The sequence below is a fragment of the Klebsiella michiganensis genome (assembly GCF_015139575.1).
In the GTDB taxonomy this organism is placed as follows: domain Bacteria; phylum Pseudomonadota; class Gammaproteobacteria; order Enterobacterales; family Enterobacteriaceae; genus Klebsiella; species Klebsiella michiganensis.
The window spans coordinates 270724-291057 of sequence record NZ_AP022547.1 but is presented as its reverse complement, the minus strand read 5'-3'; the positions used below and the strand labels follow the sequence as shown (position 1 = coordinate 291057).

18 protein-coding genes are annotated in these 20334 nt (G+C 57.7%); 11 read left to right on the top strand and 7 right to left on the bottom strand.

Annotated elements, in window-relative coordinates:
• Positions 1–14 precede the first annotated feature (14 nt).
• The 3 genes from feoA to greB all read right to left on the bottom strand — a co-directional run bounded on the left by feoA (position 15) and on the right by greB (position 3565).
• The gene (feoA, locus tag JLG71_RS01320) at positions 15–242 is read right to left on the bottom strand and encodes a ferrous iron transporter A (RefSeq protein WP_004126281.1); all 228 of its coding nucleotides are present in this window, start codon (positions 240–242) and stop codon (positions 15–17) included.
• A 411-nt stretch (positions 243–653) separates the two neighbouring features.
• The gene (locus JLG71_RS01315) at positions 654–2984 is read right to left on the bottom strand and encodes a Tex family protein (RefSeq protein WP_163586421.1); all 2331 of its coding nucleotides are present in this window, start codon (positions 2982–2984) and stop codon (positions 654–656) included.
• Positions 2985–3085: 101 nt separating this feature from the next.
• Positions 3086–3565 (bottom strand): transcription elongation factor GreB, encoded by a 480-nt coding sequence (gene greB, locus JLG71_RS01310; RefSeq protein ID WP_004106676.1) that lies wholly within the window; start codon positions 3563–3565, stop codon positions 3086–3088.
• Positions 3566–3802: 237 nt separating this feature from the next.
• On the opposite strand from greB, the gene ompR reads away from it, so the two are divergent.
• Positions 3803–4522, top strand: a complete 720-nt coding sequence (gene ompR / locus JLG71_RS01305) for an osmolarity response regulator transcription factor OmpR (RefSeq protein WP_001157751.1) — start codon at positions 3803–3805, stop codon at positions 4520–4522.
• Positions 4519–5880 carry a two-component system sensor histidine kinase EnvZ gene (gene envZ / locus JLG71_RS01300; RefSeq protein ID WP_014227153.1) on the top strand — a complete coding sequence of 454 codons (1362 nt, stop codon included), beginning with the start codon at positions 4519–4521 and terminating at the stop codon, positions 5878–5880. The genes ompR and envZ overlap by 4 nt, the downstream gene beginning before the upstream one ends.
• Positions 5881–5991: 111 nt before the next feature.
• Here envZ and JLG71_RS01295 read toward each other — a convergent pair whose 3' ends face one another.
• A complete protein-coding gene (locus JLG71_RS01295) occupies positions 5992–7263 on the bottom strand; it encodes an acid phosphatase (RefSeq protein WP_049084375.1) in 1272 nt (423 codons plus the stop codon).
• 185 nt (positions 7264–7448) lie between these two features.
• On the opposite strand from JLG71_RS01295, the gene JLG71_RS01290 reads away from it, so the two are divergent.
• Entirely contained in the window at positions 7449–8291 is an 843-nt protein-coding gene (locus tag JLG71_RS01290; RefSeq protein WP_009651758.1) for a 23S rRNA (adenine(2030)-N(6))-methyltransferase RlmJ, read from the top strand.
• A 71-nt stretch (positions 8292–8362) separates the two neighbouring features.
• Complete coding sequence (gorA, locus tag JLG71_RS01285; protein WP_032751613.1) at positions 8363–9715, top strand: glutathione-disulfide reductase; 1353 nt, start codon at positions 8363–8365, stop codon at positions 9713–9715.
• Positions 9716–9766: 51 nt separating this feature from the next.
• Here the strand turns inward: gorA and JLG71_RS01280 are convergent, their stop codons facing one another.
• The gene (locus JLG71_RS01280; protein ID WP_025106820.1) at positions 9767–10390 is read right to left on the bottom strand and encodes a glutathione S-transferase family protein; all 624 of its coding nucleotides are present in this window, start codon (positions 10388–10390) and stop codon (positions 9767–9769) included.
• 121 nt (positions 10391–10511) lie between these two features.
• On the opposite strand from JLG71_RS01280, the gene JLG71_RS01275 reads away from it, so the two are divergent.
• From JLG71_RS01275 to JLG71_RS01260, 4 genes are all read left to right on the top strand, one after another.
• Entirely contained in the window at positions 10512–11660 is a 1149-nt protein-coding gene (locus JLG71_RS01275) for an iron-containing alcohol dehydrogenase (protein WP_200913942.1), read from the top strand.
• Between the two features lie 266 nt (positions 11661–11926).
• Complete coding sequence (locus tag JLG71_RS01270) at positions 11927–13579, top strand: alpha,alpha-trehalase (protein WP_014227158.1); 1653 nt, start codon at positions 11927–11929, stop codon at positions 13577–13579.
• A 68-nt stretch (positions 13580–13647) separates the two neighbouring features.
• Entirely contained in the window at positions 13648–14196 is a 549-nt protein-coding gene (locus tag JLG71_RS01265; protein ID WP_014227159.1) for a GNAT family N-acetyltransferase, read from the top strand.
• Between the two features lie 53 nt (positions 14197–14249).
• Positions 14250–14678, top strand: coding sequence for a lysozyme (locus JLG71_RS01260; protein WP_064374781.1), 429 nt, complete (start codon positions 14250–14252; stop codon positions 14676–14678).
• On the opposite strand, the gene JLG71_RS01255 is transcribed toward JLG71_RS01260, so the two are convergent.
• Both JLG71_RS01255 and JLG71_RS01250 read right to left on the bottom strand, forming a co-directional pair.
• Entirely contained in the window at positions 14675–15283 is a 609-nt protein-coding gene (locus tag JLG71_RS01255; RefSeq protein WP_033836812.1) for a response regulator transcription factor, read from the bottom strand. The two genes, JLG71_RS01260 and JLG71_RS01255, sit on opposite strands and share 4 nt — an antisense overlap.
• Before the next feature lie 350 nt (positions 15284–15633).
• Positions 15634–16392 (bottom strand): SDR family NAD(P)-dependent oxidoreductase, encoded by a 759-nt coding sequence (locus JLG71_RS01250; RefSeq protein WP_046877724.1) that lies wholly within the window; start codon positions 16390–16392, stop codon positions 15634–15636.
• A gap of 119 nt (positions 16393–16511) precedes the next feature.
• Between JLG71_RS01250 and JLG71_RS01245 the strand changes: the two genes are divergently transcribed.
• From JLG71_RS01245 to JLG71_RS01235, 3 genes are all read left to right on the top strand, one after another.
• The gene (locus JLG71_RS01245; protein WP_014227163.1) at positions 16512–17411 is read left to right on the top strand and encodes a LysR family transcriptional regulator; all 900 of its coding nucleotides are present in this window, start codon (positions 16512–16514) and stop codon (positions 17409–17411) included.
• A gap of 271 nt (positions 17412–17682) precedes the next feature.
• Complete coding sequence (yhjD, locus tag JLG71_RS01240) at positions 17683–18714, top strand: inner membrane protein YhjD (RefSeq protein ID WP_004134249.1); 1032 nt, start codon at positions 17683–17685, stop codon at positions 18712–18714.
• A gap of 270 nt (positions 18715–18984) precedes the next feature.
• Positions 18985–20307, top strand: coding sequence for an MFS transporter (locus JLG71_RS01235; RefSeq protein WP_004126314.1), 1323 nt, complete (start codon positions 18985–18987; stop codon positions 20305–20307).
• Positions 20308–20334 lie beyond the last annotated feature (27 nt).

Sequence of the window (20334 nt, the reverse complement as noted above, 5' to 3'; positions counted from 1 at the left end):
GTGCCGGTCAGGCATTATTGTGCAACCGCTTCCAGCTCAATTAACGCAAGATCCTTTTTACGTAATACCAGGCTAACGCGTCGGGTTTCAATATGAATAGGGTCGCCGAGCGGCGCCACGCGAACCACATTGAAAGAAGAACCCGGCAGCATCCCGAGGGACAGCAGCTTCTGCCGATACGCCGGACTAATATCGCGGGAGAAACCGGTGATTTTCCACGCACTATCAGGTGTAAATTGCATAGGACCTACTTGTTTATCGCCAACTGAAAAGAGAGTTTTCCGTATGCGCCGGAGACGCGGCGCCAGGGACCGTAGCTAACGAAGAAGAAAAAATACTCAATGCAAATAATGATAATGAGAATAGTTTTTATCATCAATACATATAATGCGGCCGTTTCGCTTTTTAAAGAGAAAATTGAGCTTTTGTTGATATTGAGCAAACTCTTTTTTCTCGCCGTCGCGGAGGTGATGATTATTCTTAATGACTAAATGTTTAATTAAAGTTTCGATAGTTAACGAAATGAAAATAATAATATCGCCGCCCGTAATTCGCGCTTATTACGACGTTATAAGAAAATACTGATGCTTGTTTGCACAATATGGCGAATGCCGGAAGAAATGCGGCCCCTTAGCAAAAGGGGCCGGAAAGAATTAACGTTTTTTACCCATTGCCGCCGCCAGCGCATCCATCATCGCGCTGTTGCCCGCAGGCTGCGCCTCGCGACCGCGAGGTTTAGCGGCCTTCGCCGCCGGGCGGTTGCCCTGAGGACGATCGTTACCGCCGCCGCGGCGCGCATTGCTGTCGCCTGGCTGTTCGTCCAGACGCATCGTCAGCGCGATGCGCTTACGCGGCAGGTCGACTTCCATCACTTTCACCTTCACGATATCGCCCGCTTTGACCACCGTGTGCGGATCTTCAACGAACTTATTCGACAGGGAAGAGATATGCACCAGGCCGTCCTGATGAACGCCGATATCAACGAACGCGCCGAAGTTGGTGACGTTGGTCACCGCGCCTTCGAGGATCATTCCCGGCAGCAGGTCGTTCATCGTCTCTACGCCATCGGCGAACTGGGCGGTTTTAAACTCAGGGCGCGGGTCGCGGCCCGGTTTCTCCAGCTCTTTGATGATGTCGGTCACCGTCGGCACGCCGAATTTCTCATCGGTGAAGTCAGCGGCTTTCAGATGACGCAGCTCGCTGCTGTTGCCCATCAAATCTTTCAGCGCCTGCTGAGTCGCCGCCAGAATGCGCTCCACCACCGGATACGCTTCCGGGTGCACGGTTGAGGCGTCCAGCGGGTTGTCGCCGTGGTTGATACGCAGGAAGCCCGCGCACTGTTCAAAGGCCTTCGGCCCCAGACGGCTGACCTTCAGCAGCTGCTGGCGATTCTGGAACTGGCCGTTCTCATCGCGCCAGGAGACGATATTCTGCGCCATCATGCGGGTCAGACCGGCGACGCGGGTAAGCAGCGGGACGGAAGCGGTATTCAGATCGACGCCGACGGCGTTTACGCAGTCTTCCACCACCGCGTCCAGCTTACGCGCCAGCTGGGTCTGGCTGACATCGTGCTGATACTGGCCGACGCCAATGGATTTCGGATCGATTTTCACCAGTTCGGCCAGCGGGTCCTGGAGACGACGGGCGATAGAGACCGCGCCGCGCAGGGAAACGTCGAGATCCGGGAACTCCAGCGCCGCCAGCTCGGAGGCGGAGTACACGGACGCGCCCGCTTCGCTGACGATGACCTTCTGCGCAGTCACTTTCGGGAACTGCTTCTGCACGTCGAGGAAGAAGCGCTCGGTTTCACGCGAGGCGGTACCGTTGCCGATCGCCACCAGCTCAACGTTGTACTTTTCACACAGCGCGGCAACCGCCACCGCCGCTTTTGCGGCCTGGCCGGTATGCGGGTAAATGGTATCGGTAGCCACCAGCTTGCCGGTACCGTCAACGACGGCGACTTTGACGCCGGTGCGCAGGCCCGGATCGAGGCCCATGGTGGCGCGCAGCCCGGCCGGCGCGGCCATCAGCAGGTCGTGCAGGTTGCGGGCAAAGACGTTAATGGCTTCATCTTCCGCGCGTTCGCGCACGGTCCCCATCAGCTCGGTTTCAAGGTGCATCAGCACCTTGATACGCCACGTCCAGCTCACCACGCCCTTACGCCAGCCGTCCGCCGGCGCGTTATTCAGGCGCAGACCGAGATGGTCGATAATGATTTGCTCACCGTGGCTCTCTTTCGGCGGCTCGTCGAACTGCGGGTCGGCGTTTAAAGAGAGCTGCAGCACGCCTTCGTTGCGGCCGCGGAACATCGCCAGCGCGCGGTGCGACGGAACGGTGGAGATCGGTTCATGGTGATCGAAGTAGTCGCGGAATTTCGCCCCTTCCTCTTCTTTACCGCTGACGACGGTCGCCACCAGGTGGGCGTTTTTCCACAGATAGTCGCGCACTTTCGCCAGCAGGCCCGCGTCTTCAGCAAAGCGCTCCATCAGGATATAGCGCGCGCCGTCGAGAGCGGCTTTTGTGTCCGCTACGCCGTTGTCGGCGTCGATATATTTAGCGGCTTCGGTTTCCGGGTCGTGAGAGGGTTCGTTCCACAGCAGATCGGCCAGCGGTTCCAGCCCGGCCTCAATGGCGATCTGCCCGCGCGTGCGGCGCTTCGGCTTGTACGGCAGATAGAGATCTTCGAGCTCGGTTTTACTCAACGTCCCGTTAATGGCTTTTTCCAGCGTCTCGGTCAGCTTGCCCTGCTCGCCGATGGACTTCAGGATCGCCTGACGACGGTCTTCAAGTTCACGCAGATAGCCCAGGCGGGTTTCCAGATTACGCAGCTGCGTGTCATCCAGACCGCCGGTGACTTCTTTACGATAGCGTGCGATAAACGGCACGGTATTCCCTTCATCAAGCAGGCGAACGGCAGCTTCTACCTGTTCAGCCCTGGCCTGAAGTTCACCCGCAATAATGCGGCAGAGCGAATCATTCATCATCGGTTTAATTCATCTTTAGGATCAAAAATCAGGGGGATAGTTATACGGACTGGCACGCTAAAATGCCAGCCGCGACCAAAGCCTCTCGGAATGTTCCGGACCTATTTGGCTTTGACGTATTCAATTTCGTTCACGTACCAGGCCGCCTCGCCCGCGGGGGTGTTCACGATAGCTAAATCACCGACCTCTTTTTTCAGCAGCGCGCGCGCCATTGGCGAATCAATGGAGATGTAGTCGTTGCGGCCAAAGATTTCATCGTAGCCGACAATCCGGAAGCGCTTCGTCTCGCCCGCATCGTTTTCAATCTCCACCCACGCGCCGAAAAAGACCTTACCCTCCTGCTGCGGCGAATAATCGACGATTTTCAGCTGCTCAAGGCACTTGGTCAGGTAGCGCACCCGGCGGTCGATTTCACGCAGGCGCTTTTTATTGTATTGGTAATCGGCGTTTTCACTGCGGTCGCCGAGGCTCGCCGCCCAGGTCACCTTTTTGGTGACTTCCGGACGTTCTTCGCGCCACAGGGTATCCATCTCTTTCTTCAGTTTTTCATACCCTTCACGGGTGATCAGCGGCGTTTTCATCGAAGGTTCCGGCTCCTGATTACAGATCTTTGTGCAATGCTGCGCACAATTCGTCGCACGTCATCATACCAACAGGATAAATAATGTGTCTTATGCTTAAATGTATACTTAAGCTGCTGTTAAATATGCTTTGTAACAATTTAGCCTGGAATATATACCAGATTTCGCTGGTGGGCGACCCGGGCTTTTTTGAGAATACGTACTGACAATTGCAGTGAACCTTTGGGAGTATAAACAATGCAAGAGAATTATAAGATTCTGGTTGTCGATGACGACATGCGCCTGCGTGCGCTACTCGAGCGTTATCTGACCGAGCAGGGCTTCCAGGTTCGTAGCGTGGCGAACGCTGAACAGATGGATCGCCTGCTGACCCGTGAATCCTTCCACCTGATGGTGCTGGATCTGATGCTGCCGGGCGAAGATGGCCTGTCCATTTGCCGCCGCCTGCGCAGCCAGAGCAACCCGATGCCGATCATTATGGTCACGGCGAAAGGGGAAGAAGTTGACCGTATCGTGGGCCTGGAAATCGGCGCCGACGACTACATCCCAAAACCGTTCAACCCGCGCGAGCTGCTGGCCCGTATCCGCGCCGTACTGCGCCGTCAGGCTAACGAACTGCCGGGCGCGCCTTCGCAGGAAGAAGCGGTTATCGCCTTTGGTAAGTTCAAGCTGAACCTCGGCACCCGCGAGATGTTCCGCGAAGATGAGCCTATGCCGCTGACCAGCGGTGAATTCGCGGTACTGAAAGCGCTGGTGAGCCATCCGCGCGAACCATTATCCCGCGATAAGCTGATGAACCTCGCTCGCGGTCGTGAATATTCGGCCATGGAGCGCTCCATCGACGTACAAATCTCCCGCCTGCGCCGCATGGTGGAAGAAGATCCGGCGCATCCGCGCTATATCCAGACCGTTTGGGGCCTGGGCTACGTTTTCGTCCCGGACGGCTCTAAGGCATGAAACGCGTGCGCTTTTCGCCGCGAAGCTCGTTTGCCCGCACCCTGTTACTGATCGTCACCCTGCTGTTCGCCAGCCTGGTGACGACCTATTTAGTGGTGCTGAATTTCGCGATCCTGCCCAGTCTTCAGCAGTTTAATAAGGTTCTGGCCTACGAAGTGCGTATGCTGATGACCGATAAACTCCAGCTGGAAGACGGCACTCAGCTGGTGGTGCCGCCGGCGTTTCGCCGCGAGATTTACCGCGAGCTGGGCATTTCGCTCTATTCCAACGAAGCGGCGGAAGACGCAGGCCTGCGCTGGGCGCAGCATTATGAATTCTTAAGTCAGCAGATGGCGCACCAGCTCGGCGGGCCAACCGAAGTGCGGGTCGAGGTAAACAAAAGCTCCCCCGTGGTGTGGCTGAAAACCTGGCTTTCTCCCAATATCTGGGTGCGCGTACCGCTGACCGAAATCCACCAGGGCGACTTCTCGCCGCTGTTCCGCTACACCCTGGCTATCATGCTGCTGGCGATTGGCGGCGCCTGGCTCTTTATTCGTATTCAGAACCGACCGCTGGTCGACCTGGAGCACGCGGCGCTTCAGGTCGGGCGAGGGATTATTCCCCCGCCGCTGCGCGAATACGGCGCATCGGAAGTGCGATCGGTGACCCGCGCCTTTAACCACATGGCGGCTGGCGTGAAGCAGCTGGCGGATGACCGCACGCTGCTGATGGCCGGGGTGAGCCATGATTTACGCACTCCCCTTACGCGTATCCGCCTGGCGACGGAGATGATGGGCGAAGAGGACGGCTACCTCGCCGAGTCGATTAATAAAGATATTGAAGAGTGTAACGCCATTATCGAGCAGTTTATCGACTACCTGCGCACCGGCCAGGAGATGCCGATGGAGCTGACGGACCTTAACGCGGTGCTGGGGGAAGTGATTGCGGCGGAGAGCGGCTACGAGCGAGAAATCGCCACCGACCTGCAGCCGGGCGAGATCCCGCTGCGCGTGCATCCGCTCTCCATCAAGCGCGCGCTGGCGAATATGGTGGTCAACGCCGCCCGCTACGGCAACGGCTGGATTAAAGTCAGCAGCGGCAGCGAGGGGAACCGGGCCTGGTTCCAGGTGGAAGATGACGGTCCGGGAATTAAACCGGAGCAGCGTGAGCATTTGTTCCAGCCGTTCGTGCGCGGCGATAGCGCCCGTACGATTAGCGGGACCGGCCTCGGCCTGGCTATCGTTCAGCGCATTATCGATAACCATAACGGTAAGCTGGAACTTGGCTCCAGCGAACGCGGCGGATTATTAATTCGCGCCTGGCTGCCGGTGCCGATGCAGCGCGCCCTGCCCGCGATAAAGCCCGCCAAAGAGATCTAATTCTGCCGGTACGCCCGCATTAAAACACCCGGCGGCGCCACGCTGTACGCCGCCGCATTGCCCTTGTATCCCGGAGAGGTGCGCCAGCACCGCCTCCGGACTGCACCAGGTTTAATGCGCTTTATTCGCCATCGCATACGCCGCTGGCAAATTCAGCCGCTGCCAGAACTGCTGCGCGTCGTTATCACCGGATAGCGGATACCCTGCGGGCAACGCCGTTTTGACCATCAGCGCCCGACGCTGCGCGGCGGACAGATTCGGCAGCGCAGCCTCCAGCAGCACTTCAGCCCCTTGCGGCACCTTCAGGCTCTGTTTTTCGCCCTTCTGCTGCGGCAGATCGTAGGTCATGGTAAAGCGATAAAACGCGACCATCGCCGGGTCGCGATACGGATCGTCTTTCGCAGGCACTTTCGCACACTCCGCCAGCGTCGTGCCGCACTCTTTCTCCAGCGCGGTACGCAGCTGGTCGCGGGCCTCATTAAACAGCCCCCGATACTTCGCGTCATTCAGGTAGTGGGCGACATTGCGCTGCGCCACCATCCGCGAACCCATCACGTCCAGCGGATAGTGCACGCCCAGCACGATGCGCGAATAGCCATAGCGGGCGCCGCGCGTCACCAGCGCGTCGAAGCGCTCCGGGATCATCTCCGCCATCAGCAGAGCGTCGGTATAGCCGGTGTTGGTGTGCCCGCTCGGAAACGAGCCGCCGTCGGCGGTATAGGGCTTATTGTCCTTAACGACCACATCGTCCGGCACCAGATGAATGGTATTGCCCTGAATCAGGAACGGGCGCGGGTTATTGAAGTGCTTTTTCGCCGCCCCGGTACTCACTTCCGAAGCTTTGATCAGCGCCGCCGCCTTACCGAGCTCGCCTTTGTCGTAGGCGGCGAGGAACGCTTTGCCGAGGCGCGGCCCCAGCGCATCGCTGAGGAAATAGAGATAGCTGATGCCTTCGGCATCCGCCAGCGCCTGGTGGCGAGCGCTCTGTGCGGCATCGCGGTTAATGGCGGTGACGGTCGCCAGGTTTTGCTGTATGACCGCCTTCGGCAGCGCGCTGAACGCTGAGAGCAGCTCGATTCCCGCCTGCTGGTTGGCTTTTGTCTGGAAGTCATAACCGCTGGCCTTCAGCCACGCGGTATCCGCCTGTGTTTTATTCTGTCTGGCGTGTTCAAGCTGGTCGCGAGTCAGGGTTGCCGCATCGCCCTTCAGCGCGTTGCGCAGCTGCGACAGGCTTTGGCTCTCCAGCGCGTCAAACCCCGGACTGGCGGCGGCTGGCGTCACGCCGTTGGCGATTGCCGCCGCCTGATTCAAAGGAACCTCTTTCGCCAATGCCGGCAGCGCCAGCATGAGCGCCGATGCGAGAAGCGTGATGTGCAGTTTCATTATTTTTCCTTTTATTCAAACCATTACCTTGCCTTTACGTGACGCTAGCCCTTCTGTTTGACGCTTTTATGACACGGTTATGTTTTGCAACGCTTTAAGCGGAATGGAAACAGCGCGGCGGTAATCCAGGCCGATCTGCGGTAAACTATCGGTCATCTTGTCTCAATCCCGGAATCACCGTATCCATGCTCAGTTATCGTCATAGCTTTCACGCAGGCAACCACGCCGACGTTCTTAAACACACCGTTCAGAGCCTGATCATTGAATCGCTCAAAGAGAAAGAAAAACCGTTTCTCTATCTGGACACCCACGCCGGCGCAGGCCGCTATCAGCTGAGCAGCGAACACGCCGAGCGTACCGGTGAATATCTCGAAGGCATCGCCCGCATCTGGCAGCAGGATGACCTGCCCGCCGAGCTGGAGCCGTATATCTCCGTCGTTCAGCACTTCAACCGTAGCGGCCAGCTGCGCTACTACCCCGGCTCGCCGTTGATTGCCCGCCAGCTGCTGCGTGAGCAGGACAGCCTGCAGATGACCGAACTGCATCCCAGCGATTTTCCGCTGCTGCGCGCCGAGTTTCAGAAAGACGACCGCGCCCGGGTTGAAAAAACCGATGGCTATCAGCAGCTGAAGTCGAAGCTGCCGCCGGTTTCTCGTCGTGGACTGGTGCTGATCGACCCGCCTTACGAAATCAAAAGCGACTACCAGGCGGTCGTGACCGGTATTCATGAAGGCTACAAACGCTTTGCTACCGGCACCTACGCGCTGTGGTATCCGGTGGTGTTACGGGCGCAGATTAAGCGCATGATCAAAGAGTTAGAGGCCACCGGCATTCGCAAAATTCTGCAAATCGAGCTGGCGGTGCGTCCGGACAGCGACCAGCGCGGGATGACCGCCTCCGGGATGATCGTCATCAACCCGCCGTGGAAGCTGGAGCAGCAGATGAACAACGTTCTGCCGTGGCTGCATAAAAAGCTGGTGCCGACCGGCATCGGCCATACCACCGTCAGCTGGATCGTGCCTGAGTAATCGCAGTCATCGGTGGAAACTATTGATTTCAGGTATACAATCGCGCCAATCAGACATTAAGGATAAGACTCATGAGCAAGCATTATGACTATATCGCCATTGGCGGCGGCAGCGGCGGTATCGCCTCCATTAACCGTGCCGCTATGTACGGCCAGAAGTGCGCGCTGATTGAAGCCAAAGACCTGGGCGGTACCTGCGTGAACGTCGGCTGCGTGCCGAAAAAAGTCATGTGGCATGCGGCGCAGATCCGTGAAGCCATCCATCTGTATGGTCCGGATTACGGTTTTGATACCACTATCAATCACTTCGACTGGGACAAACTGGTCGCCAGCCGTAGCGCCTATATCGATCGTATCCACACCTCCTACGATAACGTGCTGGGCAAAAATAAGGTCGATGTGATTAAAGGCTTCGCCCGTTTTGTCGATGCGAAAACCATCGAAGTTAACGGCGAGACGATAACCGCCGATCATATTCTGATCGCCACCGGCGGCCGCCCGAGCCATCCGAATATCCCCGGCGTCGAATACGGCATTGATTCCGATGGTTTCTTCGAACTGCCGGCGCTGCCGAAACGCGTTGCGGTTGTCGGCGCGGGCTATATCGCCGTTGAGCTGGCGGGCGTGATTAACGGCCTGGGCGCGGAGACGCACCTGTTCGTGCGTAAACACGCGCCGCTGCGTAGCTTCGATCCGCTGATCGTGGAAACGCTGGTTGAGGTGATGAACGCCGAAGGCCCGCAGCTGCATACCCATGCCATTCCGAAAGCGGTTGTGAAGAACGCCGACGGCAGCCTGACCCTGGAACTGGAAGATGGCCGCAGCCAGACCGTGGACTGCCTGATTTGGGCGATCGGTCGCGAACCGGCAACCGATAACTTCAACCTCGCCGCGACCGGAGTGGAAACCAACGATAAAGGCTATATCGTCGTCGATAAATTCCAGAATACCAACGTTCCGGGTATTTACGCCGTCGGCGATAATACCGGCGCCGTCGAGCTGACCCCTGTCGCCGTTGCCGCAGGCCGTCGTCTCTCCGAGCGTCTGTTTAACAACAAGCCGGACGAACATCTGGACTACAGCAATATCCCGACCGTGGTGTTCAGCCATCCGCCTATCGGCACCGTCGGCTTAACCGAGCCGCAGGCGCGCGAGCAGTACGGCGATGAAGCGGTGAAAGTGTATAAATCCTCTTTCACCGCCATGTATACCGCCGTGACCTCACACCGCCAGCCGTGCCGCATGAAGCTGGTCTGCGTCGGCCCGGAAGAGAAGATTGTCGGTATTCACGGTATCGGCTTCGGGATGGACGAGATGCTGCAGGGCTTCGCGGTGGCGCTGAAGATGGGCGCAACCAAGAAAGACTTCGACAATACCGTGGCGATCCACCCAACCGCCGCGGAAGAGTTTGTGACGATGCGGTAAGACGCGCACCATGCCTGAAAAAGAAGCTCTCCGGAGCTTCTTTTTTTTCCTCTACGCCACGCCGTTATTCCCGTGACGCTTAAACGCCGGCCGCTGATTCAGCGCCATATACCAGCGCTCCACTTCCGCCATTTCAGGATGGGCGAACGGCGTCATTTTCCAGCGATGCACCGACAGGCCAAGGACAATATCCGCCAGCGTAAACTCTCTACCGGCGACCCATGCCCCGGTTTGCTGCAGCTGCGTATTGACGATCTGCACGCAGCGGGTCCAGGCGGCAATGCTCTCTTTGATAGCCGTCGGATCCTGAAAACGCGGGTCCTTGCGTACCAGTCCCATAAAGGCATAGCGCCAGGCAGTATTAAATTCCGTTGCCTGCCAGTCCATCCAGTGCTCAACCTCGGCGGCAGCCCGCGGCGCCGTGGGGAGCAGGTCTTCCCGCCCGGCTTTGCGCGCCAGATAGCGGCAGATGCTGTTCGACTCCCATAACACAAAGTCGTCATCCCGCAGCACGGGCACCAGGCTGTTTGGATTAAGGGCGCGAAACTCCGGGGTCTCAATCGACTGAAACCCGCTGCCGTAATCTTCCTGCTGATATTCAAGCCCCGCTTCTTCGCAGGTCCACAGCACTTTGCGCACGTTAATTGATGAGCGTTTGCCCAGTATTTTTAGCATTGTCAGCAATTCCTCAATCAAAAGAGATGGTTGTTTCACAATACTGCATCGGCGGCGCATGTACAGCCGGATAATGTGTATAGTGGATTGCACGATTTTTCTCCAGGACAGGTTACCCGACATGTTGACCTCTTTTAACGTTTTAACACCGGGCAATATCCGCTTTGGACGCGGCCTTGCTCGCAGCGCCGCCCCCTGGCTCGCCGCCCGCTCCGCACAGATACTGCTGATTCACGGCGCCAGCCTGCAGCGCGCGGCGTTCTTATTAAGCGAACTCCACGCTCACCAGCTGAACGTCACCACGCTGTCTATCGCCCATGAACCCGGCCTGCAGGATATTGAACGGGGCGTTCGTCTGGCGCGGGAAAAAGGCGTCGGCGCGGTGGTCAGCCTCGGCGGCGGCGCGGTGATAGATGCCGGCAAAGCGATTGCGGCGCTGGTTCCCGCGCAGGGGCCCGCGATCGAGTATCTGGAAGTGGTGGGTACCGGGCGCCTGTTAGAAGCCAATCCGCTGCCGTTCGTCGCCATCCCCACCACGGCCGGTACCGGGGCGGAAGTCACAAAGAACGCGGTGATCAACGTCCCCGAGCAGCAGCGCAAGGTCAGCCTGCGCGACGACCGCATGCTGCCGGACCTGGCGATTGTCGACCCGTCGCTCACCGACAACACCCCGCGCGCGGTGACCCTCGCTTCCGGCCTGGATGCCCTCACCCAGGTGATTGAGCCCTGGCTGTGCGCCCGGGCGAATCCTTTTACCGACGCTCTCTGCCGGGAGGCGATCCCGCGCGGCATCAAAGCGCTCAGAACGCTGATGGCCAAAGAGTGTCCGGATAGCCGCGATGAGATGGCATGGGTCAGCCTGTGCGGCGGGCTGGCGTTAGCCAACGCCGGTCTCGGCGTCATTCACGGTCTTGCGGGCCCATTAGGCGGTCTGAGCAACGCCCCCCACGGTGCGCTTTGCGGCAGCCTGCTTCCCTTCGGCCTGGCGCTCAATGAAACGCAAATTAGCGACGAACGCCTCCGCCAGCGTTTTGCCGACGTACGCCAGTGGCTGGCCGCCGGACTGGACGCCGATCCGAACAGCGCCTGGGAGAGCCTGCGCGAGTGGAGCCAGCGATCCGGTCTGGGCAATCTGCGCGAGCTCGGCGTCCCCCGCGAAGCGCTGGAACCCGCGGCCCTCGCCGCCAGCAGCTCATCCTCCATGAAGGCTAACCCGGTTATGCTGACCAGCGAGCAGCTGCTGGAAATGCTGGAGGCCGCGTGGGAGTAATGGCTTAATCGCTAAAGCGCCTGGAAATTTAGATTTTGTTGCAAAACGAAATCTCCGAATTTTTCGGCGCAATACGAAGCGGTTAAAACGGTTTTAATGCGCCAGGTCAACGAGTTAAAGCAGAAACCCCGGGCAGACGGTTTAGAACAAAGCGTGATCTACCGCACACTTCTCTTTTCGTTTCCCGCTGCGAATGTCTAAGCTTAATAGACAGGTCGGGCGCGCCCGGCATCCTCTACTGACGCAATCCGGAGGTCCGTACCACTATGTTCAGCCAGAAATTACGCAACGTTGATGACGATGAGCTCAGGATCGAAATCGATCCGTGCTACGAAGCCGATCCGTATGAGTTAAAGCTGGATGAAATGTTCGACGCCGAACCCGAACCGGAGATCATAGAAGGGCTGCCCGCCTCGGATGCCCTGACCCCTGCCGATCGCTATCTGGAACTGTTCGCTCACGTCCAGAAGTCGCGAATTTTCGCCGATAGCAAAACCTTCCCCGACTGCGCGCCGAAGCAGGACCCGCTGGATATTTTGATTCACTACCGTCGCGTCCGGCGCACCCCCGGATTCGATCTCCGCCAGTTTGTTGAAGACCACTTCTGGCTGCCGGAAAACCGCGCCGAGGATTACGTCTCCGATCCCACGCGATCGTTAAAGGAGCATATTGATAATCTGTGGCCCGTCCTGACCCGCGAGCCGCAGGATCATATTCCCTGGTCATCGCTGCTGGCGCTGCCGCAGTCTTATATTGTGCCTGGCGGGCGGTTTAGCGAAACCTACTACTGGGATTCCTATTTCACCATGCTGGGGCTGGCGGAAAGCGGCCGCGAAGACCTGCTGAAATGCATGGCCGACAACTTCGCGTGGATGATTGAAATCTACGGCCATATTCCTAACGGCAACCGCACCTACTATCTCAGCCGCTCGCAGCCGCCGGTGTTTGCCCTGATGGTCGAACTGTTTGAAGAGGATGGGGTTCGCGGCGCCAAACGATACCTTGACCATCTGCGGATGGAGTACAGCTTCTGGATGGACGGCGCGGAATCGCTGATCCCCAATCAGGCCTACCGTCACGTGGTGCGGATGCCGGACGGCTCGCTGCTGAACCGCTACTGGGACGATCGCGATACGCCGCGCGATGAGTCATGGCGGGAAGATGTCGAAACGGCGAAGCACTCCGGGCGCCCGCCGAACGAGGTCTATCGCGACCTGCGCGCCGGGGCGGAGTCCGGCTGGGATTACTCCAGCCGCTGGCTGCGGGATATTACCCGGCTGGCGAGCATCCGTACCACCCAGTTTATCCCCATTGATTTGAACGCCTTCCTGTTCAAGCTGGAGAATACCATCGCCAACCTCTCCGGCCTGAAGGGCGACCGGGAAACAGAGGCCGCTTTTCGCCAGAAGGCCAGCGAGCGCAGGGCGGCGGTAACCCGCTATCTGTGGGATGACGAAAGCGGCTGTTTCCGCGATTACGACTGGCGCCGCGAGCAGCTGGCGCTGTTTTCCGCCGCCAGCCTCGTCGCGCTGTACGTCGGCATGGCGACCCATGAACAGGCCGACAGGCTCGCCGACGCGGTACGCGCCCGCCTGCTCACCCCCGGCGGTATTATGGCGACGGAATATCAAAGCGGTGAGCAGTGGGATAAGCCCAACGGCTGGGCGCCGCTGCAGTGGATGGCGGTACAGGGTTTTAAAATGTACGGCCAGGATCCGCTGGGCGATGAGATAGCCCAAAGCTGGCTGCAAACGGTGAATCATTTCTATAAACAGCACTATAAGCTGATTGAAAAGTACCATATCGCCAGCGCTACCCCCCATGAAGGCGGAGGCGGTGAATATCCGCTCCAGGATGGCTTTGGCTGGACGAATGGCGTGGTGCGCCGGCTTATCGGCCTGTACGGCGAACCGTTGTAAAAGCGGACTATTCCCGCGGTCGATGTCCTGCTATGTTCATGGCATCGACTTTCGCCGGAAGCCCAGCTATGCCTGAACTGGTTACCCCACGTCTGCGCTGCTCGCCGCTGCAGCTTGACGACTGGCCCTTTTTTCTCAGCTTACAGCAAGACCCCCAGGTGATGCTTTACGTCGCGGATCCCCGCCCGGTAGCGGACATTCGCGACGCTTTTGATGCCCGGCTTCCCGCGTGGTCGCCGGGCGCGGCCCACTGGCTGTGCCTGGTAGTGCGCGACCGCTACACCCACGCTCCCCTGGGCCTCACCGGCTATCAGCATCACGCTCCCGATAGCGCCGAAGCGGGCTTTCTGTTCGCTCCCCGGGCGCAGGGCAAAGGTTACGGCTATGAGTCTCTGCGCGCACTGTGCGATTACGCTTTCTCCGCCGGCGGCATCCGGCGGCTGACGGCAACCGTCACCGCGGGCAATCTGGCGTCAAAAAATCTGCTGCAAAAGGTCGGTTTTCACCAGGAGGGCGAGCTGCGCGACTGCTACTGGCTCAACGGTCGCTGGCACAACGATTGGCTGTTTGGCCTGCTGCGCCGCGATTACCACCAGCCTGGGCCATCTGGCGAATAGGGCGCGACGCGCTTTTCCTCTACACTGCAGGCCGACAACAGAGGAAGCGATAAATGTCCCCAACCATACCGCCGCTAAGCCTGCACGGGCTGGAGTTTATTAAGCGAATGCAGGGGTTAGCGCTCGCCCCCTATCGGGACGAAAGCGGCCTGCGCGTGATTGGCTACGGCCACGTTCTCAATGATTACGAATCGTTCCCTCACTTCACGCGCGAGATCGCGGAGACTCTGCTTATCGTCGATCTTCTGCAGTGCCAGCGCGAACTTAAGCGCAGGCTCCAGGTCACGCTTAATCAAGCGCAATATGATGCGCTGGTCTCTTTAGCCTTTAGCTGCGGGGCGGCGTCTCCGGCGCTTGATACCGTCCTGACCCATCTTAATCATCAGCGGTTCGCTGACGCGCTGAGCGCATGGGAAAATATTCGCAGCGGCCGCGAACAGCGGCGCGAAGAGTGCGCAAGATTCAAAACCAGAGCCGATTAAGTTTCGCTAACGCGATGAAAGACCATCGCCGCCTGGGTACGATTCTTCACGTCCAGCCGACGGTACAGCGACTCAAGATGGGCCTTTACCGTGCCGGTGCTGATATTTAACGTCCGGCTAATCTGTTTATTAGAGTCACCGGCGGCCAGCAGCTGCAAAATCTCCCGCTGGCGCTGGCTCAAATGAACTCGTTTATTATCGCTCACCTCCGCCATTATTAATCCATTGTCCGGCAAGCAGGGCAGCCCCCGCCGGAGACGGTTGATGGTCTGAGCGAAAGTGGGCAAACTTTCCTCGCGCTGCACGATGGCCCGCACATTATAAGACAGCGCGCGCTGTAGCCAGCCCTTATTATCGTCAGAAACGATCAGCAGGACCTGAGCGTGCGGAAAGCGACGCTGTTTTTCCTCCAGCAGCCAACAGCAAAACTCACCGTGCATATCCCCGTCCAGCATGAGCAGCGCGTCAGGATGCGCCGTCAGCTTCTGCCAGAGCTGTTCAGCCTGACAGGTGCCAAAAATATCAATCTCTGGAATGTATTGCTGGAGGCCAATTTTCATTCCATGAATAAATATCGACTGCCTGTCAAACATGAGTATCTGCATGGGTTTCGCTCCAATAAATAAATGCCCGATGAAAAGGCAAACATCAGCCAAAATAAATAACAACTTGCCGTTTGGCCTGGGGCATTTTACCGATAGGGATGCGAAACTAAATATCATAACAATGAATAGTTACAGGGCTTATTGGCCCCATTACTTATCCACAATATTTATTACATTTGAATTAAGGAAATCCTTAATGAAACTGGCAAGAAAAAATAAAAATAATACTAATTTTCTAGTTTAAACGAAGCCGGACACGCAGGCGATGGCGAAATGAGGAAAGTCTGTTACGAAATAAGAAAGTGCATGAAATACGTTAGCCCCTCCATACTCTATGGAGGGGCGCGGGATTACAAGAACATCCCACCGGAGACTTCTACGCGCTGGGCGTTCATCCAGCGCAGGTCATCGCTAAGCAGCGCGGCGATGGCATCGCCAATATCATCCGGCAGCCCCACTCTTCCGAGCGCCGTTTGCGCGGCAATATGCTGATTCACCTGCGCGTTATCCCTGACCACACCGCCGCCAAAATCGGTTTCAATCGCGCCGGGCGCAATAATATTGACCGAAATTCCGCGTTCTCCCAGCTCCTTCGCCTGGTAGCGCGTCAGCACCTCCATCGCGCCTTTCATTGAGGCGTAGGCCGCATAGCCCGGCAGCGCGAAACGCGCCAGTCCGCTGGAAACGTTGAGGATCCGCCCCCCGTCCTGCAATAACGGCAGCAGGCGTTGGGTAAGGAAAAACGGCCCCTTAAACTGGATGTTCATTAATTCATCAAACTGCGCCTCGCTGGTTTCAGCAAAGGGAATATTCAGGCCAATTCCGGCATTGTTCAATAAATAGTCGAAGGTCTCCCGCTGCCAGCGCTGCTGAAGCACTTCTCTTACCTTCTGAGCAAAACTGTCGAAACTGCCAACATCACCGACGTTTAGCGGTAATGCCGCGGCTTTCACGCCCGTTTGCTCAATTTCAGCCACCACGTCCAGCGCCGCCTGCGGGTTACTGTGCCAGGTCAGAATAATATCGGTTCCCTTTGCCGCCAGCTTTAATGCGGCGTTTTTTCCCAGTCCACGGCTACCGCCGGTGACTAAAGCGATACGTTGCGTCATCAGAAAACCCCTTCTTGGTTGCGTTTGCATCGTTGAAGATCTTATTAGCTGCTATAAAAACAATAAATATGGCAAATTACGTTTTACTGTTTCATTAAAAACAACAATAGGCCGCCGGCATGGATAAAATTCACGCAATGCAGCTGTTCATCAGAGTCGCGGAGCTGGAAAGTTTTTCCCGCGCCGCCGATACCCTTGGCCTGCCGAAAGGAAGCGTCTCGCGCCAGATTCAGGCGCTGGAGAGCCACCTTGGGGTTCGTCTGCTGCATCGCACAACCCGCCGGGTACAGCTGACGCAGGATGGTATGGTTTATTACGAACGCGCCAGAGACCTGCTCAGCAATCTTGAAGAGCTGGACGGCATGTTTCAGCTCGACCCCTCCAGCATCAGCGGGCGTCTGCGGGTTGATATGCCCGTCGCCGTAGCGAAAAAGCTGGTCATTCCACAGCTGCCGGCATTTCTGCAGCAGTATCCCGGCATCGAACTGGAGCTCAGCAGCAGCGATCGGTTAGTCGACGTGGTTCGCGAGGGCTTTGACTGCGTGGTGCGCGTCGGTACGCTGAAAGATTCCGGGCTCATCGCGCGGCCGCTGGGCAAGCTAACGCAAATCAACTGCGCCAGCCCGCAGTACCTGACGCGCTTCGGCTATCCGCAATCGCTGGACGATCTCGCCGATCATGCGCTGATCCACTACGCAAGCAGCCTTGGGGTGCGCCCGCTGGGCTTCGAAGTGGTCAGCGAGGGCGCCGTCCGCTGGATCAAAACCGGCGGCGTCTTGACGGTGAACAGCACCGAGACCTATCAGGCGTCGTGCCTGGCGGGGCTGGGCATTATTCAGGTGCCGCGGGTGGGGGTTCGGGAATGGCTGCGCACCGGGGAGCTGATAGAAATTCTGCCCCACTACCGCGCCGAGCCGCTGCCGGTGTCGCTCATTTATCCGCACCGGCGTAATCTCTCGCGCCGGGTACATCTGTTTATGGAGTGGCTGGGCGGCTTGATGAAAAACTACGTTGATTAGGCCGAATGATGAAAAATCTGTATTTGAGAGCGTGCCGATATTCCCTGCCGGGTGCTGGCTGACGCTTTATATGGCGTAAAAAACCAACAATATCATGCTATTATCAAATTCACCCAGGCCGATACAAACGCAGCGCAGCCGGGGAATAACACAAGAACGCGCTTCAGTGATTCGCAGATTCCGATGCCCGCTCCCCCCCGATACGCCCCATCCGTGATTTTACGTATATAATTTTTGAAGAATATCGCTGTAAAAAAGGAAGAAATAATTTATGACGCCGGAAAACGACGCTCAACGCCCAACCGAGGATCCGGGCCAGCAGCCGGATAAAAACAAAAGCGCGATGGCTGCGATAAACGACTCTACCGTGGCGAAAAAAGCCAACCAGGCGCTGAAAAGCGTCACCGGAACGGCGGAAAAAGTTCAGCGTAACCATATGGTCGCCCATATCATCCGCGCCGCGGAGCGCTTCAACGACAGGCTGGGTAATCAGTTTGGCGCGGCAATCACCTACTTCTCGTTTTTATCGATGATCCCAATCCTGATGGTCTCTTTTGCGGCAGCCGGTTTTGTTCTCGCCTCGCATCCCACGCTGCTACAGGACATCTTCGATAAAATCCTGCTTAACGTTAGCGACCCGACGCTGGCGGCAACGCTGAAAAATACCATCAATACCGCCGTACAGCAGCGTACCGCCGTCGGTATCGTGGGTCTGCTGGTGGCGCTCTACTCCGGCATTAACTGGATGGGCAACCTGCGTGAGGCCATCCGCGCCCAGTCGCGCGACGTCTGGGAACGCACGCCGCAGGATCAGGAGAAAATTTGGGTTAAGTATTTCCGCGACTTTATCTCGCTGATCGGCCTGCTGGTTGCGCTGGTCATTACCTTGTCGATCACCTCTATCGCCGGCTCGGCCCAGCAGATGATTATCTCGGCGCTTTATCTTGATTATATCGAGTGGCTGAAACCGGCGTGGCGGCTGATTGGCCTCGCGATTTCCATCTTCGCCAACTATCTGCTGTTTTTCTGGATTTTCTGGCGACTCCCGCGCCACCGCCCTCGCCGTAAGGCGCTGATTCGCGGCACCCTGATTGCGGCCGTCGGCTTTGAGATAATCAAAATCATTATGACCTGGACGCTACCGGCGCTGGTGAAATCCCCATCCGGGGCGGCATTCGGTTCGGTGTTGGGGATAATGGCCTTCTTCTATTTTTTCGCCCGCCTGACGCTGTTCTGCGCCGCATGGATTGCCACCGCCGAATATAAAGACGACCGCCGGATGCCGGGCAAAGCCCACGACTAAACCATCACTGGGCTGAATAAAAGACGCAAAATTCAGCCCAACCTGGCATTTCAGCATATAAATCCAACATGTAACTTTTATTTAACCTAAACCTGGTTTTATCGACCATTATTTGAATTTTGTGAAGCATTTCATAGAAGTTATTTTTCTGGCACAGAAATTATTCACTTTTTGCTTCTTTTTTCGCCTCCCCCGCCCCTTGTTACAGATTGAAATGTCCCCAAGGCTGTGGCTATATGGCCTTTCGTTCGCAAAAAATAAGAAAGATCTATGCAAGCCACAGCCACAACACTCGACAACGCGCAGGACACCGTTCCGGTTAACTCACGCAATAAAGTCGTCGTCGCCTCACTCATTGGTACCGCCATCGAGTTCTTCGACTTCTACATCTATGCCACCGCGGCGGTTATCGTATTCCCGCACATTTTCTTCCCGCAGGGCGATCCCGCCGCCGCGACGCTACAATCGCTGGCGACCTTCGCTATCGCCTTTATTGCGCGCCCTATCGGTTCAGCGGTCTTTGGCCACTTCGGCGACCGCGTAGGCCGTAAAGCGACCCTCGTCGCCTCGCTGCTGACGATGGGGATCTCCACCGTGGTTATCGGCCTGCTGCCCGGCTATGAAACCATTGGCATTATGGCACCGGTGCTGCTGGCGCTGGCGCGCTTTGGCCAGGGGCTCGGCCTTGGCGGCGAATGGGGCGGCGCGGCGCTGCTGGCGACGGAAAACGCCCCGCCGCGCAAGCGCGCGCTGTATGGCTCATTCCCGCAGCTGGGCGCGCCTATCGGCTTCTTCTTCGCGAACGGCACCTTCCTGCTGCTCTCCTGGCTGCTGACCGACCAGCAGTTTATGGAATGGGGCTGGCGTATGCCGTTTATCTTCTCCGCCGTGCTGGTCATTATCGGCCTGTACGTCCGCGTTTCGCTGCACGAGTCGCCGGTGTTCGCTAAGGTAGCCGCCGCGAAAAAACAGGTCAAAATACCGCTGGGCACGCTGCTGACCAAACACGTGCGCGTCACCGTTCTCGGCACCTTTATCATGCTGGCGACCTATACGCTGTTTTACATCATGACCGTCTACTCCATGACCTTCAGCACCGCCGCCGCGCCGATTGGCCTCGGCTTGCCGCGTAACGAAGTACTGTGGATGCTGATGATGGCGGTTATCGGTTTTGGCGTGATGGTACCGGTGGCGGGCCTGCTGGCGGATGCATTCGGCCGTCGTAAGAGCATGGTCGTGATTACGACCCTGATCATCCTCTTCGCGCTGTTTGCCTTTAAACCGCTGCTCGGCTCCGGCAACCCGCTGCTGGTCTTTGCCTTCCTGCTGATTGGCCTGAGCCTGATGGGGCTGACCTTTGGCCCCATGGGCGCGCTGCTGCCGGAGCTGTTCCCGACGGAAGTTCGCTATACCGGCGCATCGTTCTCCTATAACGTCTCGTCGATCCTCGGGGCATCCGTGGCGCCGTACATCGCCGCCTGGCTGCAGGGCAACTACGGTCTGCCTGCGGTAGGGCTCTATCTGGCCGCCATGGCGGCGCTGACGATGATCGCGCTGCTGCTGACTCACGAAACGCGTCATCAATCGCTGTAACTCTCCCTCCACGCCCCTGGCCATCCG

Coding starts and splice junctions, on each gene's coding strand:
- JLG71_RS01245 (WP_014227163.1), top strand. CDS start 16,512: ATGGATAAAATTCACGCAATGCAGCTGTTCATCAGAGTCGCGGAGCTG.
- JLG71_RS01290 (WP_009651758.1), top strand. CDS start 7,449: ATGCTCAGTTATCGTCATAGCTTTCACGCAGGCAACCACGCCGACGTT.
- JLG71_RS01260 (WP_064374781.1), top strand. CDS start 14,250: ATGTCCCCAACCATACCGCCGCTAAGCCTGCACGGGCTGGAGTTTATT.
- greB (WP_004106676.1), bottom strand. CDS start 3,565: ATGAAAACGCCGCTGATCACCCGTGAAGGGTATGAAAAACTGAAGAAA.
- envZ (WP_014227153.1), top strand. CDS start 4,519: ATGAAACGCGTGCGCTTTTCGCCGCGAAGCTCGTTTGCCCGCACCCTG.
- ompR (WP_001157751.1), top strand. CDS start 3,803: ATGCAAGAGAATTATAAGATTCTGGTTGTCGATGACGACATGCGCCTG.
- JLG71_RS01265 (WP_014227159.1), top strand. CDS start 13,648: ATGCCTGAACTGGTTACCCCACGTCTGCGCTGCTCGCCGCTGCAGCTT.
- JLG71_RS01270 (WP_014227158.1), top strand. CDS start 11,927: ATGTTCAGCCAGAAATTACGCAACGTTGATGACGATGAGCTCAGGATC.
- JLG71_RS01250 (WP_046877724.1), bottom strand. CDS start 16,392: ATGACGCAACGTATCGCTTTAGTCACCGGCGGTAGCCGTGGACTGGGA.
- JLG71_RS01255 (WP_033836812.1), bottom strand. CDS start 15,283: ATGCAGATACTCATGTTTGACAGGCAGTCGATATTTATTCATGGAATG.
- JLG71_RS01280 (WP_025106820.1), bottom strand. CDS start 10,390: ATGCTAAAAATACTGGGCAAACGCTCATCAATTAACGTGCGCAAAGTG.
- JLG71_RS01235 (WP_004126314.1), top strand. CDS start 18,985: ATGCAAGCCACAGCCACAACACTCGACAACGCGCAGGACACCGTTCCG.
- JLG71_RS01275 (WP_200913942.1), top strand. CDS start 10,512: ATGTTGACCTCTTTTAACGTTTTAACACCGGGCAATATCCGCTTTGGA.
- JLG71_RS01295 (WP_049084375.1), bottom strand. CDS start 7,263: ATGAAACTGCACATCACGCTTCTCGCATCGGCGCTCATGCTGGCGCTG.
- yhjD (WP_004134249.1), top strand. CDS start 17,683: ATGACGCCGGAAAACGACGCTCAACGCCCAACCGAGGATCCGGGCCAG.
- gorA (WP_032751613.1), top strand. CDS start 8,363: ATGAGCAAGCATTATGACTATATCGCCATTGGCGGCGGCAGCGGCGGT.
- JLG71_RS01315 (WP_163586421.1), bottom strand. CDS start 2,984: ATGATGAATGATTCGCTCTGCCGCATTATTGCGGGTGAACTTCAGGCC.
- feoA (WP_004126281.1), bottom strand. CDS start 242: ATGCAATTTACACCTGATAGTGCGTGGAAAATCACCGGTTTCTCCCGC.